The following is a 12256-nucleotide window of genomic DNA, read 5'->3' as shown; positions in this document are numbered from 1 at the left end:
ATGCTATCTGCAGGTTGACATGTAGAGCAATACCTTTTAGGTTAGCGAACCAAAATATAAATGATAATTATTCGTAATCCTTTTTATCATTTTTTTTGAGGGTTATACCCTAAATCATGCGAGTTTCAGGGCACAATGGTTAACCGCTTTAAACCACGTTTGCGCGCTCCCGAAGGGGAGAATCCTTCAGGTCGAGTCACGTGGCGACAAATTCGGCAGAGCCGAATTTGAACGACCGCTGATGGCGCCCTGCAGAGAGACCGTATTCCCGGGAAATTACGCCGGTAAGTATCTGCAAGAGGGCAAGTCTCAATAATGCACCGGGGCGCCGTAGCGAACGCATCTGCAACGTAGAGTATGACGGGTATATATGGAAACGTCTTTGGCTGAGGATGTTCGGGAGAAAAAAATGACCCTGCCGCCGGAAAGCTTCTTCTTTATGTCGCCGTATCGCAGTTTCAGAACATCTGGCTGCTTTAGTCGATTTTCGCATCCTGCCGCTGATGGCGATAATCTCAACGGCGAATTCCAGCAAAAAATGGCCGCCGCTTTTAAAGCCGCGCGGGCTAACGGGATCGCTGAACCCGTGATGGTCGGTGCGATCCCGTTTGATACAAATGAGCCATCCGAGCTGTTTATTCCCGCAAGTTGGGAGGCATTCTCCCGTACTGAAAAACAGCGCTCCGCACGTTTTGAGTCGGGGCAAGCGCCAATGGTGGATATTGTTCAGCGCCAGGAGATCCCTGAGCAGGATACATTTATGGCGATGGTTGAACGCGCGGCAGCGCTGACCGCGACGCCGGAAGTGGATAAGGTGGTCCTGTCGCGTTTGATCGATATCACCACTCAGGAACGGGTTGATAGCGGCGTACTGCTGGAGCGCCTGATTGCCCAGAATCCGGCCAGTTTTAACTTCCACGTGCCGTTATCAGATGGCGGTGTGCTGTTAGGAGCCAGTCCGGAACTGCTGCTGCGTAAAGAAGGTGCGCATTTTAGCTCTCTGCCGCTGGCCGGTTCGGCCAGGCGTCAGCCGGATGATGTTCTGGATCGTGAAGCGGGGGGCAAGCTGATGGCGTCAGAAAAAGATCGTCATGAGCATGAACTGGTTGTTCAGGCGATGAAAACGCTATTAGCCCCGCGCAGCAGCGCGCTCTCTCTGCCGGATTCTCCGCAACTGATCTCCACGCCGACCTTGTGGCATCTGGGAACGCAGATTCAGGGTACCGCTCAGGGAAAAGAGAATGCCATGTCGCTGGCCTGCCTGCTGCACCCGACGCCAGCCCTCAGCGGCTTCCCGCATCAGGTGGCTAAGCGCCTGATTAGCGAGCTGGAGCCGTTCGAACGCCAGCTGTTTGGCGGTATCGTCGGCTGGTGCGATGACGAAGGCAACGGCGAGTGGGTGGTGACGATCCGCTGCGCTCGCCTGCATCAGCGCACGCTACGGCTGTTTGCGGGCGCCGGTATCGTTCCTGCCTCTTCACCTTTGGGCGAATGGCGGGAAACCGGCGTCAAATTGACCACCATGCTGAATGTATTCGGCTTGCAATAATAAGGGACTATGATGATCGAATTTAATCGCTGGCCGGAAGATTTCGCGGCCCGCTACCGGCAAAAAGGCTACTGGCAGGATTTGCCGCTCACTAACCTGATTACCCGACATGCGGAAAACGACGCCACCGCCATTATTGATGGTGACAGGCGCTACAGCTATCGTGAATTTAATCGCCTGGTGGATAATCTCGGCGCCTCGTTACAGCGTCAGGGCCTCCGGCGCGGCGAAACGGCGCTGGTGCATCTGGGGAATGTCGCGGAATTCTACATTACATTTTTTGCGCTGCTGCGTATCGGCGTCGCGCCGGTTAACGCGCTGTTCAGCCATCAGCGTAGCGAGCTGAACGCCTACGCCGCGCAGATTGCACCGGCTTTGTTGATTGCCGATCGCCAACATGCGCTGTTTGCGGATGATACGTTTCTTAACGCTTTCATTGCCCAACACGCGTCGGTACGTGCCGTGTTGCTGCTGAACGACAGCGGAGAGCAGAGCCTGACGGCGGCCATTGCGCGTCCGGCTGACAACTTTATCGCCAATCCGACACCGGCCGATGAAGTGGCGTTTTTCCAGCTTTCCGGCGGCAGTACCGGTACGCCGAAGCTTATTCCCCGCACCCATAACGATTACGACTACAGCATTCGCCGCAGTAATGAACTTTGCGGGATTAGCGCCGAAACACGCTATCTGAATGCGCTTCCCGCTGCGCATAACTACGCCATGAGTTCGCCGGGGTCGTTAGGCGTGTTTCTTGCCGGCGGCGTGGTGGTACTGGCCCACGATCCGAGCGCGACGTTATGCTTTCCGCTGATTGAAAAACACCAAATCAACGTAACCTCGCTGGTTCCCCCGGCGGTAAGTCTGTGGCTTCAGGAGATCCATAGCGCGGGCAGCAACTCTCAGTTGCAATCGCTACAACTGCTGCAGGTTGGCGGAGCGCGCCTGTCCGCGACGCTCGCCGCCCGTATCCCGGCGGAAATTGGCTGTCAGCTTCAGCAGGTCTTTGGTATGGCCGAGGGGCTGGTGAACTACACCCGTCTTAACGATAGCCTGGAGCGGATTATCAATACCCAGGGCTGCCCAATGTGCCCGGACGATGAAGTGTGGGTGGCGGACGCAGACGGTAATCCGCTGCCGCGCGGCGCAGTGGGGCGTCTGATGACCCGTGGCCCATACACCTTCCGCGGCTATTACAAGAGCCCGCAGCATAATGCCGAAGCCTTTGATGCTAACGGTTTCTACTGTTCTGGCGATCTGATTTCGATCGATGAAGATGGCTATATCACCGTGCAGGGGCGGGAAAAAGATCAGATCAACCGCGGCGGTGAAAAGATCGCAGCGGAAGAGATCGAGAACCTGCTGCTGCGTCATCCTGCGGTGATCCACGCCGCGCTGGTGAGCATGGAAGACAGCCTGCTGGGTGAAAAGAGCTGTGCGTATCTGGTAGTGAGCGAACCTCTGCGCGCGGTGGCGGTACGCCGTTTCCTGCGCGAACAAGGGGTCGCCGAATTTAAACTTCCCGACCGCGTGGAGTGCGTTGATGCGCTGCCGCTAACGCCGGTGGGCAAAGTCGATAAAAAACAATTACGTCAGTGGCTGGCTGAACGCAAGCTGGGCTGAAGGAGAAGACAGAATGGCAATTCCTCAATTACAGGCTTACGCGCTGCCGGAAGCCAGCGATATCCCGGCGAACAAAGTGAACTGGGTATTTGAGCCGTCCCGCGCCGCGCTGTTAATCCACGATATGCAGGAGTATTTCCTCAATTTCTGGGGCGAGAATAGCGCGATGATGGAAAAAGTGGTGGCCAATATCGCCGCATTGCGCGATTTCTGCAGACAGAACGCTATTCCGGTCTTTTACACCGCGCAGCCGAAAGATCAGAGCGATGAAGATCGCGCGCTGCTCAACGATATGTGGGGGCCGGGTCTGACCCGCTCGCCGGAACAGCAGCAGGTTATCGCCGCTCTTGCACCGGATGAGCACGACACCGTACTGGTGAAGTGGCGCTATAGCGCGTTCCATCGCTCACCGCTGGAAGAGATGCTGAAAGAGATGGGGCGCGATCAACTCATCATCACCGGTGTTTATGCGCATATTGGCTGTATGACGACCGCGACCGATGCGTTTATGCGCGACATTAAACCGTTCTTCGTTGCCGATGCGCTGGCCGACTTTAGCCGTGAAGAGCACCTGATGGCGCTGAAATATGTCGCCGGACGTAGTGGCCGCGTGGTGATGACCGAAGAACTGCTGCCGTTGCCCGCGTCTAAAGCCGCGCTGCGCGCGCTGGTGCTGCCGCTGCTGGATGAATCCGATGAGCCACTGGACGATGAAAACCTTATCGATTACGGTCTGGATTCGGTGCGTATGATGGCGCTGGCCGCCCGCTGGCGTAAGGTTCATGGCGATATCGATTTCGTGGTGCTGGCGAAAAACCCGACCATCGATGCCTGGTGGGCGCTGCTTTCTCGTGAGGTGAAATAATGGCCGGACTGGATTTTCACGGTCAGACCGTGTGGGTTACCGGAGCAGGCAAAGGCATCGGCTACGCCACGGCGCTGGCGTTTGTTGACGCTGGCGCAACGGTGACGGGATTTGATCTGGCGTTTGACGGCGAGAGCTATCCGTTCGCCACCGAGACGCTGAACGTTGCCGACGCGCAGCAGGTGGCGCAGGTGTGCGGCCGTCTGCTGGAGAGCGTTGAGCGGCTTGATGTACTGGTTAATGCGGCGGGAATTTTGCGGATGGGGGCGACCGATACGCTGACTCTGGAAGAGTGGCAGCAGACTTTCGCGGTCAACGTCGGCGGAGCGTTTAATCTGTTCCAGCAGACGATGGCGCAGTTTCGTCGCCAGAAAGGCGGCGCGATCGTCACTGTGGCCTCCGACGCCGCGCATACCCCGCGCATCGGTATGAGCGCTTACGGCGCATCGAAAGCGGCGCTGAAGAGCCTGGCGCTGACCGTCGGCCTGGAGCTGGCGGGCAGCGGCGTGCGCTGTAATGTGGTTTCGCCTGGATCGACGGACACCGATATGCAGCGGACGCTGTGGGTCAGCGAAGATGCTGAACAGCAGCGGATTCGCGGCTTCGGCGAACAGTTTAAGCTGGGTATCCCGCTGGGGAAAATTGCCCGCCCGCAGGAGATTGCGGATACTATCCTGTTCCTCGCTTCCGATCACGCAAGCCATATCACGCTGCAGGATATCGTGGTGGACGGCGGCTCCACGCTGGGGGCGTAAATGGCCTGGAAACGTCAAATGACGCTGGATGAACTGAACGCCACCAGCGCAAATACCATGGTGGCGCATCTGGGGATCGTTTATACCCGCCTGGAGGAGGGCGTGCTGGAGGCGGAAATGCCGGTTGATGCGCGTACTCATCAGCCGTTTGGCCTGCTGCACGGCGGTGCGTCGGCGGCGCTGGCGGAGACGCTGGGTTCCATGGCGGGATGGCTGATGACCGAAGAGGGCCAGTGCGTGGTGGGAACCGAACTCAACGCCACCCATCACCGGGCGGTCTCCAGCGGCAAAGTCCGCGGCGAATGCCGACCGCTGCACCTGGGACGTCAGGGCCAGAGCTGGGAAATCACCATCTTCGACGAAAGAGGAAGGCGCTGCTGCACCTGTCGCCTGGGCACGATGGTACTTGGCTGAGGTATCCTTTTCCCCGTTAGGTCGTATCCTGACGGGGAACGTAACCGTAATGCGGCCTCAGGGACGTAACCGCGATCCGGGAAACGTTATCGATAACCATTTTCATTTATTTTCCTGCCAGAAGTGATCTCGCTTGCAATGTGAGATAAATCCTTGCCGCCAGGCGACATCTGTATCGTTTCAGAGTTGTTAGAATCCGCATTGTGTTCTAGAAACAAATTGTAACATCCTGCTTATCCTACCTGTGGAACACAATGATGAATAATTCAGGGAAATACCTCATCTGGACACTGCTCTCCGTTATCGGAGCCTTTGCCCTTGGTTATATCGCGCTAAATCGTGGAGAACAGATCAACGCGCTATGGATTGTCGTCGCGGCAGTCTGCGTTTATCTGATCGCCTATCGTTTCTATGGACTGTATATCGCCAACAATGTGCTGTCGGTCGACCCGACGCGGATGACCCCGGCGGTGTGTCACAATGATGGCCTCGACTATGTGCCGACCGATAAAAAAGTGCTGTTCGGTCACCATTTTGCGGCTATTGCCGGAGCGGGGCCGCTGGTTGGCCCGGTGCTGGCGGCGCAAATGGGCTACCTGCCGGGGATGATCTGGCTCCTCGCGGGTGTGGTGCTGGCCGGGGCGGTACAGGACTTTATGGTGCTGTTCGTTTCCACCCGTCGCGACGGGCGTTCGCTCGGCGAACTGGTGAAAGAAGAGATGGGCCCGGCCGCTGGTGTACTGGCGCTGGTGGCCTGTTTTATGATTATGGTGATTATCCTCGCGGTGCTGGCGATGATCGTGGTGAAAGCGCTGACCCACAGCCCGTGGGGAACCTACACCGTGGCCTTCACCATTCCGCTGGCGATTTTCATGGGTATTTATATTCGCTATCTGCGTCCCGGCCGCATTGGCGAGGTGTCGGTGATTGGCCTGGTGATGCTGGTATTCGCCATCATTTCCGGCGGCTGGGTGGCGGAAAGCCCCACCTGGGCGCCGTGGTTTGATTATACCGGCGTGCAGTTAACCTGGATTCTGGTGGGTTACGGCTTTATTGCCGCTGTGCTGCCGGTGTGGCTGCTGCTGGCTCCGCGGGACTACCTCTCTACTTTCCTGAAAATCGGCACCATCGTGGGGCTGGCGATTGGTATCCTGATTATGCGCCCGACCCTGACCATGCCCGCGCTGACTAAGTTTATCGACGGTACCGGCCCGGTGTGGAGCGGCGATCTGTTCCCGTTCCTGTTTATTACCATTGCCTGCGGCGCGGTGTCCGGCTTCCATGCCCTGATCTCTTCCGGCACCACGCCGAAAATGCTGGCCAATGAAGGGCAAGCCTGCTTTATCGGCTATGGCGGCATGCTGATGGAGTCCTTCGTGGCGATTATGGCGCTGGTGGCGGCCTGTGTTATTGATCCGGGCGTCTACTTTGCGATGAACAGTCCGATGGCGGTGCTGGCGCCGGCAGGTGTGGTCGATGTGGTGGCATCGGCGGCGCAGGTGGTAAGCGGTTGGGGCTTTACGGTGACGCCGGATACGCTCCACCAGATAGCCAACGAAGTGGGTGAACAGTCGATCATTTCCCGTGCGGGCGGCGCGCCGACCCTGGCGGTGGGGATGGCCTATATTCTGCACGGTGCGTTGGGCGGCCTGATGGACGTCTCGTTCTGGTATCACTTCGCGATTCTGTTCGAGGCGCTGTTTATCCTGACGGCGGTGGATGCGGGAACGCGGGCGGCGCGCTTTATGCTCCAGGACCTGCTGGGCGTAATCAGCCCCGGATTGAAGCAAACCAGCTCCCTGCCAGCCAACCTGCTGGCGACGGCGCTGTGCGTGCTGGCGTGGGGATACTTCCTGCATCAGGGCGTCGTTGACCCGCTCGGCGGTATCAATACCCTGTGGCCGCTGTTTGGTATCGCCAACCAGATGCTGGCAGGGATGGCTCTGATGCTCTGTGCGGTGGTACTGTTTAAGATGAAACGCCAGCGCTATGCGTGGGTGGCGCTGTTGCCGACCGCCTGGCTGCTGATTTGTACCCTGACGGCGGGCTGGCAGAAATCCTTCAGTCCCGATACTAAAGTCGGGTTCCTGGCGATAGCTAATAAGTTTCAGGCGATGATCGATAGCGGTAATATCCCGTCACAGTACAGTGAATCGCAACTGGCGCAACTGGTGTTTAACAACCGTCTGGATGCCGGTCTGACCATCTTCTTTATGGTAGTGGTTGTGGTGCTGGCGCTGTTCTCCATTAAGACCGCGCTGGCGGCGCTGAAAGAGGACAAACCGACGGCGAAAGAGACCCCTTACCAGGCGATGCCTGCTGATGCAGATAACCTGGTGACTCAGGTTAAACGTGCCCACTAAGGCGTGACTTTATCGCCCTCTTTGTGAGAAGGAGGGCGATTATGAGAGTTGAAAATGTTTGATACCCTTTCGAAAGCGGGAAAATATTTAGGTCAGGCGGCGAAAATGATGATCGGCGTGCCGGATTACGACAACTATGTCGCACATATTCGTGCGACACATCCTGAGCAGACACCAATGACTTACGAGGAATTTTTCCGCGAACGTCAGGATGCGCGCTACGGTGGAAAAGGCGGCGCGAAGTGCTGCTAGGCTGGAAGCGTTAGGCCACGCTTCTGCATGACTTGCCGCTTATCCGGGCCCGTCAGACTGTGCGGTTCGCGCCTTAACGCGCAGCCCAACGACCGCTTGCGGCGTTCACGAAGACGGATACATCCTCTTTATGGGTAATGCGGATCAGTTAAGGGCAGTCAGTTGTGTTTATGGCTGGCTGAGCGGTTCTGTTAATCGGTGGTTTAAACGAAAATCTAATTCGGTTGATTCACTAACTGAGCTGATACGGGCTGAAATATAAAGGATATGACTTTTTTATGACTTTCAGCCTCTGAAAAGCCACTGACGAATAACGGACTCACCGCATGGGGGTTGGGCGCATCAAGGAAACCTGGCGGGAACGCAGGCGCGCATCCAGGACTGGCCGCCAGGACGGCGGCCAGAGGGCGGGTCGAGACAGGGACGTCGAGTCCCGCCCGGTCCGCCAGATGAAGCCGGAGTGGAGCGGACCGCGGAGCGGCAGGTTTTCAGCGCCATGCCGGGGGTGCAGGGGGACGGGCGAAACGTCCCCCTGCCCGTTCACACGCTGTGGATATAACGAATATCCGCGTATTTATAGTGAACGGAACAGGCCACGGAATCTGAATGGGCGAAAATGAAAAATGCGTCATGCTCGCCAGAACCACCGATTGACAGAACCGCTCAGCCAGCCATAAACGCAACTGACAGCCCTTAACTGACCAGCATTACACCTCCGGGTGGCTTTTTTTATGGACGCAATATGGCAAATAACATAATCAAAGGGCGCAAGGGTGGCAGCTCCAGCCAGCGCACGCCGATAGAACAGGCTGATGATTTACAGTCTGTAGCAAAAGCCAAAATTCTCATCGCGCTGTGCGAGGGAGAGTTTGCAGGTGAATTAACGGGCAAGGATATTTATCTCGATGGCACCCCGTTATTAAGTGCCGACGGTTCTGAAAACTTTTCCGGCGTGAAGTGGAGATTTCGTCCGGGAACACAGGCACAAAAATATATTCAGAGTATTCCCGGCACTGAAAATGAAATTAGCGTAGGGACGGAAATTTCCAGCGAGACCGCCTGGACGCATACGTTTACCAATACCCAACTTTCCGCCGTTCGCGTCCGCCTTAAATGACCCTCCCTGATGAAACAGGAAGACGACGGTGATGTCGTGGGGAATATCGTGTTGGGCAGCGATGGTTCAACAAGCGACATGATCCTCTATGCTGACCGTTTCTCGCTGTTTAACCGCAACAGTAAAACTTCCGTGCCGGTGATGATCGCCGAGGGCAATGAACTGTACATCGACAAGGCTCGCATTAAAGACGGCAGCGTCGATAATGCGAAAATAGGGAATGTGATTCAGTCGAATGACTTCGCTTCCGGATCGAAGGGCTGGCAGGTTAACAAGAACGGAAAGGCGGAGTTTAATGACGTTACAGTGCGCGGGAAAATTGAGGCGACCAGCGGCGAACTTGATAACGTAGTAATCAATGAAAGCTGTACGATCAGCGGCACTTTGAGCGCGGATAAAATTGTCGGAGACATTTCTGACACACTGCCTGACCAGACTATTTTCTTCAGTGAAAATATTGGGAACGATGGCACGAAGACAGTGAGATTTTGTCGTATCAAACAACAAAGCTTTCAGCAGAAAGTAACTATTGTTGGATCGATATTGATGAATGATTCCGCAGGTCGTCAGAATGCCATTGTCTATGAAAACAGTCCTAGTGACAGGCTCAATTTGGGCTCATGCGCAGTTGGCATGGTCGCTTGTCTGGGGATGACTGCTGGCGGATCAGGCTCTGGAACATATTTCTTGCTCAGGGCCGGTGGCACTCAAATATGGAGGCAGTCAAATGCAGGTCGATACAACACAGGATCGTTCTCCGTCTCTATTCCGACTGGTGATGGTTACACAGATGTGGAATGCGTGTTACACAACGCGTCAAACGCAACCGGGACGATTTTTATGCTTTCTAGGTATCACGTGTTTGTCAGCCGTTCAGGTTCGGTCATCACCAAATAAAAGTAATATCTCGCAGTCACGAAGGTGTAGTCATGGGATTTATGACGGGGTTTCACGCCATTAACTCCCCGTACAAAAAACAGGCATAAAAAAACCAGCCATAAGAGGCTGGTTCTATTGGGATTATTTGGTCGGCACGAGAGGATTTGAACCTCCGACCCCCGACACCCCATGACGGTGCGCTACCAGGCTGCGCTACGTGCCGATTTGTGGGGAACAATATTACCCGTTCCCCAACCGAATGCAAGCCGTGAAGTGCCTGATTGATTTATAAATAATCAATCAGTTAGCGATAAAGCGTTTTTCATCGGTTAGCACCTGCAGTAGCAGGCTCAGTTGCGGTTTTTGATCTTTAATCTTCTTACCTTCGCTGTCCCATGTTCTGTATGTGCCGTTGTGATTGAGCACGATGGTTAATTGTGGCGTCGTGATCGCCAGCGTATTGTTATTCGCAGCGGTAACCCATGCGCGGCGGCGGGCGGGGCTAAACAGATCTTCGCCTTGCGAATATTCATTCGCCGGTGTGGAAACGTGCAACAGGCGCTGCATCAGCGTTGTCATGACATCTTTGTTATCCGTCAGGGTCGCGATCGCCTGTGCCGGAGTACCAGGCCAGTGAATCACTAACGGTACCTGTAGCTGTTCGCGCGACCAGTCAAACGCGTCATGCTGTGCGTCCAGCGGTACACCGTGGCCCGCCGTCACAATAACTACCGTGTTATTCATCTTGCCGGATTCGCGCAGCGCGTTCAGCACGCGACCAATTTGGGTGTCGACATCGCCGGCGGCGGTGCTGTAGCGACGGACAAAGTTTTGTTGCTGCCCGCGATCCAGGGTTGTGCCGTTCAGTGAAACCCATGAGAACCAGCGATTTTCATCCTGGGCGTAGCGGTTCAGCCAGTTGATCCACTGATTTGCCGTCTGCGCATCGCTTTGCGTTCTGGCGGCTGGTAAGGAGAAATCGGACAGCAGCGCCTGGCGATAAAGCGGGCTGCTGAAGCCGTCAGATGAGAACAGACCCAACTGATAGCCTTGTTGATTCAGTGACGTAATCAGCGCCGCAGGAATCCGGGCCGCTAAAATGCCATCCATATAGCCAGGAGAGATACCGTAGAACAAGCCAAACAGGCCGCTGTCCGCAGTATTACCGGAGCTCATATGCTGAGTAAAGTTGACGTTTTCTTTTGCGAATTCGGCCAGCGCCGGCATGTTTTTTTCAAAACGTGAGTAGTTGAGGTTATCAACGGTAATCAGCAACACGTTATAACCGGCGCCGAGATCACGATAACGTAGGTCGCTAAGCGGATATTGCACCGAGACGGCTTCCGGTGAACCTTGTTCTACCAGGCGTCGCTGGTAGTCCTCTGCGTCAAGCAGACCGTGTTTTTCTAGGAACCGGCGCGCCGTCATCGGGTAGGAAAGCGGCAGATTGGCCCGCTGCATAGTGATTGGGCGATAGAAATTCGCATCCGCCCAGATATAAATCAGGTGGTTGCTGATAAAGCAGATAAAGAAAAACCAGGCGACCGGACGGGCATAGTGACGGCGGCGGGTCAGGCTGCGCAGCTTCTGCCAGCTCCAGGTCGCAAAGAGCATTTCCACCAGGAAGATGATCGGGACGCTGATAAACATCAGTTGCCAGTCACGAGCCATCTCATTTTGATCGGGGTTAATAACCAGTTCCCAAACGAAGGGATTAAGGTGCAGGTGGAAACGGGTGAAAACTTCGCTGTCGATCAGCAGCAGCGTCATGCCTGTGGTCGCCAGAATGACCGATATAAAACGCATTAAGCGCTGCGAGATGACGATAAAGGTTAGCGGAAAGAGGATCAGTACATAACTGGTAAAGACCAGGAAGCTGAAGTGACCAACGAGGCTAACGTACGAGAAAAGACGTCCGGCAAGCGTCGTTGGCCAGTCGGCGACAAAAAGATAGCGGCTGCCGAGCACCATGGCCAACAACATGTTGAACAGGGCGAACCAGTGTCCCCAACTGACCATCTGGGAAACTTTTTCTCGGTAGGGCTGACGAAGAGTCACCATATACTGTTGTTCGTTATCCTTAATGCGCTGGCTTGTCGTTGATCGACGACTGCAACGCCTGGGCAAAAGAGCGGGCGATGGCCTGACGCTGCGCCGGCGCGACGCTACTATTGATCAGGTTCGTCACCATATTGCCCAGAACCATCAGTGAAAGGTCAACGGGCGCTTTGTGTGTTTCCAGAACACTCGTCAGCTCGCTGAGCAGTTGTTCGACGTGTTCATCGCTATAGCGGGATAATTGCGGCATAAACTCAAAATCTGTTTGTTCGTGAAAGGGCAACATATTACCGTAGCAGCAGCATTTTTTCCGCATTTTTTCGCCGCGGCGCAAAAGCGCACCGCCTCGCTGGCAAAGCGTCACGTGGTGGTTGCGTCGCCGTC

The 12256-nt window shown here is 55.5% G+C and carries 10 protein-coding genes, 1 tRNA gene and 1 pseudogene; 9 read left to right on the top strand and 3 right to left on the bottom strand.

All coding sequences use genetic code 11. The annotated features are described in order from the left end of the window. The first annotated feature begins 370 nt into the window (after positions 1–370). The 9 genes and pseudogenes from entC to FE839_RS06470 all read left to right on the top strand — a co-directional run bounded on the left by entC (position 371) and on the right by FE839_RS06470 (position 9832). Positions 371–1549, top strand: coding sequence for an isochorismate synthase EntC (entC, locus tag FE839_RS06510; protein ID WP_138360026.1), 1179 nt, complete (start codon positions 371–373; stop codon positions 1547–1549). A 12-nt stretch (positions 1550–1561) separates the two neighbouring features. Continuing rightward, entirely contained in the window at positions 1562–3169 is a 1608-nt protein-coding gene (gene entE, locus FE839_RS06505; RefSeq protein WP_138360049.1) for a (2,3-dihydroxybenzoyl)adenylate synthase EntE, read from the top strand. A gap of 13 nt (positions 3170–3182) precedes the next feature. Next, on the top strand, positions 3183–4034 hold the full coding sequence (entB, locus tag FE839_RS06500; RefSeq protein ID WP_138360025.1) for an enterobactin biosynthesis bifunctional isochorismatase/aryl carrier protein EntB: 852 nt from the start codon (positions 3183–3185) through the stop codon (positions 4032–4034). Continuing rightward, the gene (gene entA, locus FE839_RS06495) at positions 4034–4789 is read left to right on the top strand and encodes a 2,3-dihydro-2,3-dihydroxybenzoate dehydrogenase EntA (protein ID WP_138360024.1); all 756 of its coding nucleotides are present in this window, start codon (positions 4034–4036) and stop codon (positions 4787–4789) included. The genes entB and entA overlap by 1 nt, the downstream gene beginning before the upstream one ends. Next, positions 4790–5203: a proofreading thioesterase EntH gene (gene entH, locus FE839_RS06490; protein WP_138360023.1), complete on the top strand. Its 414-nt coding sequence runs from the start codon at positions 4790–4792 to the stop codon at positions 5201–5203. It abuts the gene before it with no gap. 257 nt (positions 5204–5460) lie between these two features. Further along, positions 5461–7566 (top strand): pyruvate/proton symporter CstA, encoded by a 2106-nt coding sequence (gene cstA, locus FE839_RS06485; protein WP_138360048.1) that lies wholly within the window; start codon positions 5461–5463, stop codon positions 7564–7566. A gap of 54 nt (positions 7567–7620) precedes the next feature. Then, on the top strand, positions 7621–7818 hold the full coding sequence (locus tag FE839_RS06480) for a YbdD/YjiX family protein (protein ID WP_138360022.1): 198 nt from the start codon (positions 7621–7623) through the stop codon (positions 7816–7818). Between the two features lie 742 nt (positions 7819–8560). After that, positions 8561–8932, top strand: a pseudogene (gene gpJ, locus FE839_RS06475) (TipJ family phage tail tip protein); the annotation flags it as partial. A 12-nt stretch (positions 8933–8944) separates the two neighbouring features. After that, positions 8945–9832 carry a phage tail tip fiber protein gene (locus FE839_RS06470; RefSeq protein WP_138360021.1) on the top strand — a complete coding sequence of 296 codons (888 nt, stop codon included), beginning with the start codon at positions 8945–8947 and terminating at the stop codon, positions 9830–9832. 128 nt (positions 9833–9960) lie between these two features. Here FE839_RS06470 and FE839_RS06465 read toward each other — a convergent pair. From FE839_RS06465 to FE839_RS06455, 3 genes are all read right to left on the bottom strand, one after another. After that, positions 9961–10037, bottom strand: a tRNA-Pro gene (locus FE839_RS06465). A gap of 77 nt (positions 10038–10114) precedes the next feature. Continuing rightward, positions 10115–11875: an LPS biosynthesis-modulating metalloenzyme YejM gene (gene yejM / locus FE839_RS06460; protein ID WP_138360020.1), complete on the bottom strand. Its 1761-nt coding sequence runs from the start codon at positions 11873–11875 to the stop codon at positions 10115–10117. A gap of 19 nt (positions 11876–11894) precedes the next feature. Continuing rightward, positions 11895–12122 carry a YejL family protein gene (locus FE839_RS06455; protein WP_138360019.1) on the bottom strand — a complete coding sequence of 76 codons (228 nt, stop codon included), beginning with the start codon at positions 12120–12122 and terminating at the stop codon, positions 11895–11897. Positions 12123–12256 lie beyond the last annotated feature (134 nt).

Source organism: Klebsiella indica (genome assembly GCF_005860775.1).
In the GTDB taxonomy this organism is placed as follows: domain Bacteria; phylum Pseudomonadota; class Gammaproteobacteria; order Enterobacterales; family Enterobacteriaceae; genus Klebsiella; species Klebsiella indica.
This window is presented reverse-complemented; position numbering and strand designations above follow the sequence as displayed.

Excerpts from the sequence above, each read along its gene's own strand:
- entC (WP_138360026.1), top strand. The coding sequence starts at position 371 with ATGGAAACGTCTTTGGCTGAGGATGTTCGGGAGAAAAAAATGACCCTG.
- entE (WP_138360049.1), top strand. The coding sequence starts at position 1,562 with ATGATCGAATTTAATCGCTGGCCGGAAGATTTCGCGGCCCGCTACCGG.
- entB (WP_138360025.1), top strand. The coding sequence starts at position 3,183 with ATGGCAATTCCTCAATTACAGGCTTACGCGCTGCCGGAAGCCAGCGAT.
- entA (WP_138360024.1), top strand. The coding sequence starts at position 4,034 with ATGGCCGGACTGGATTTTCACGGTCAGACCGTGTGGGTTACCGGAGCA.
- entH (WP_138360023.1), top strand. The coding sequence starts at position 4,790 with ATGGCCTGGAAACGTCAAATGACGCTGGATGAACTGAACGCCACCAGC.
- cstA (WP_138360048.1), top strand. The coding sequence starts at position 5,461 with ATGAATAATTCAGGGAAATACCTCATCTGGACACTGCTCTCCGTTATC.
- FE839_RS06480 (WP_138360022.1), top strand. The coding sequence starts at position 7,621 with ATGTTTGATACCCTTTCGAAAGCGGGAAAATATTTAGGTCAGGCGGCG.
- FE839_RS06470 (WP_138360021.1), top strand. The coding sequence starts at position 8,945 with ATGAAACAGGAAGACGACGGTGATGTCGTGGGGAATATCGTGTTGGGC.
- yejM (WP_138360020.1), bottom strand. The coding sequence starts at position 11,875 with ATGGTGACTCTTCGTCAGCCCTACCGAGAAAAAGTTTCCCAGATGGTC.
- FE839_RS06455 (WP_138360019.1), bottom strand. The coding sequence starts at position 12,122 with ATGCCGCAATTATCCCGCTATAGCGATGAACACGTCGAACAACTGCTC.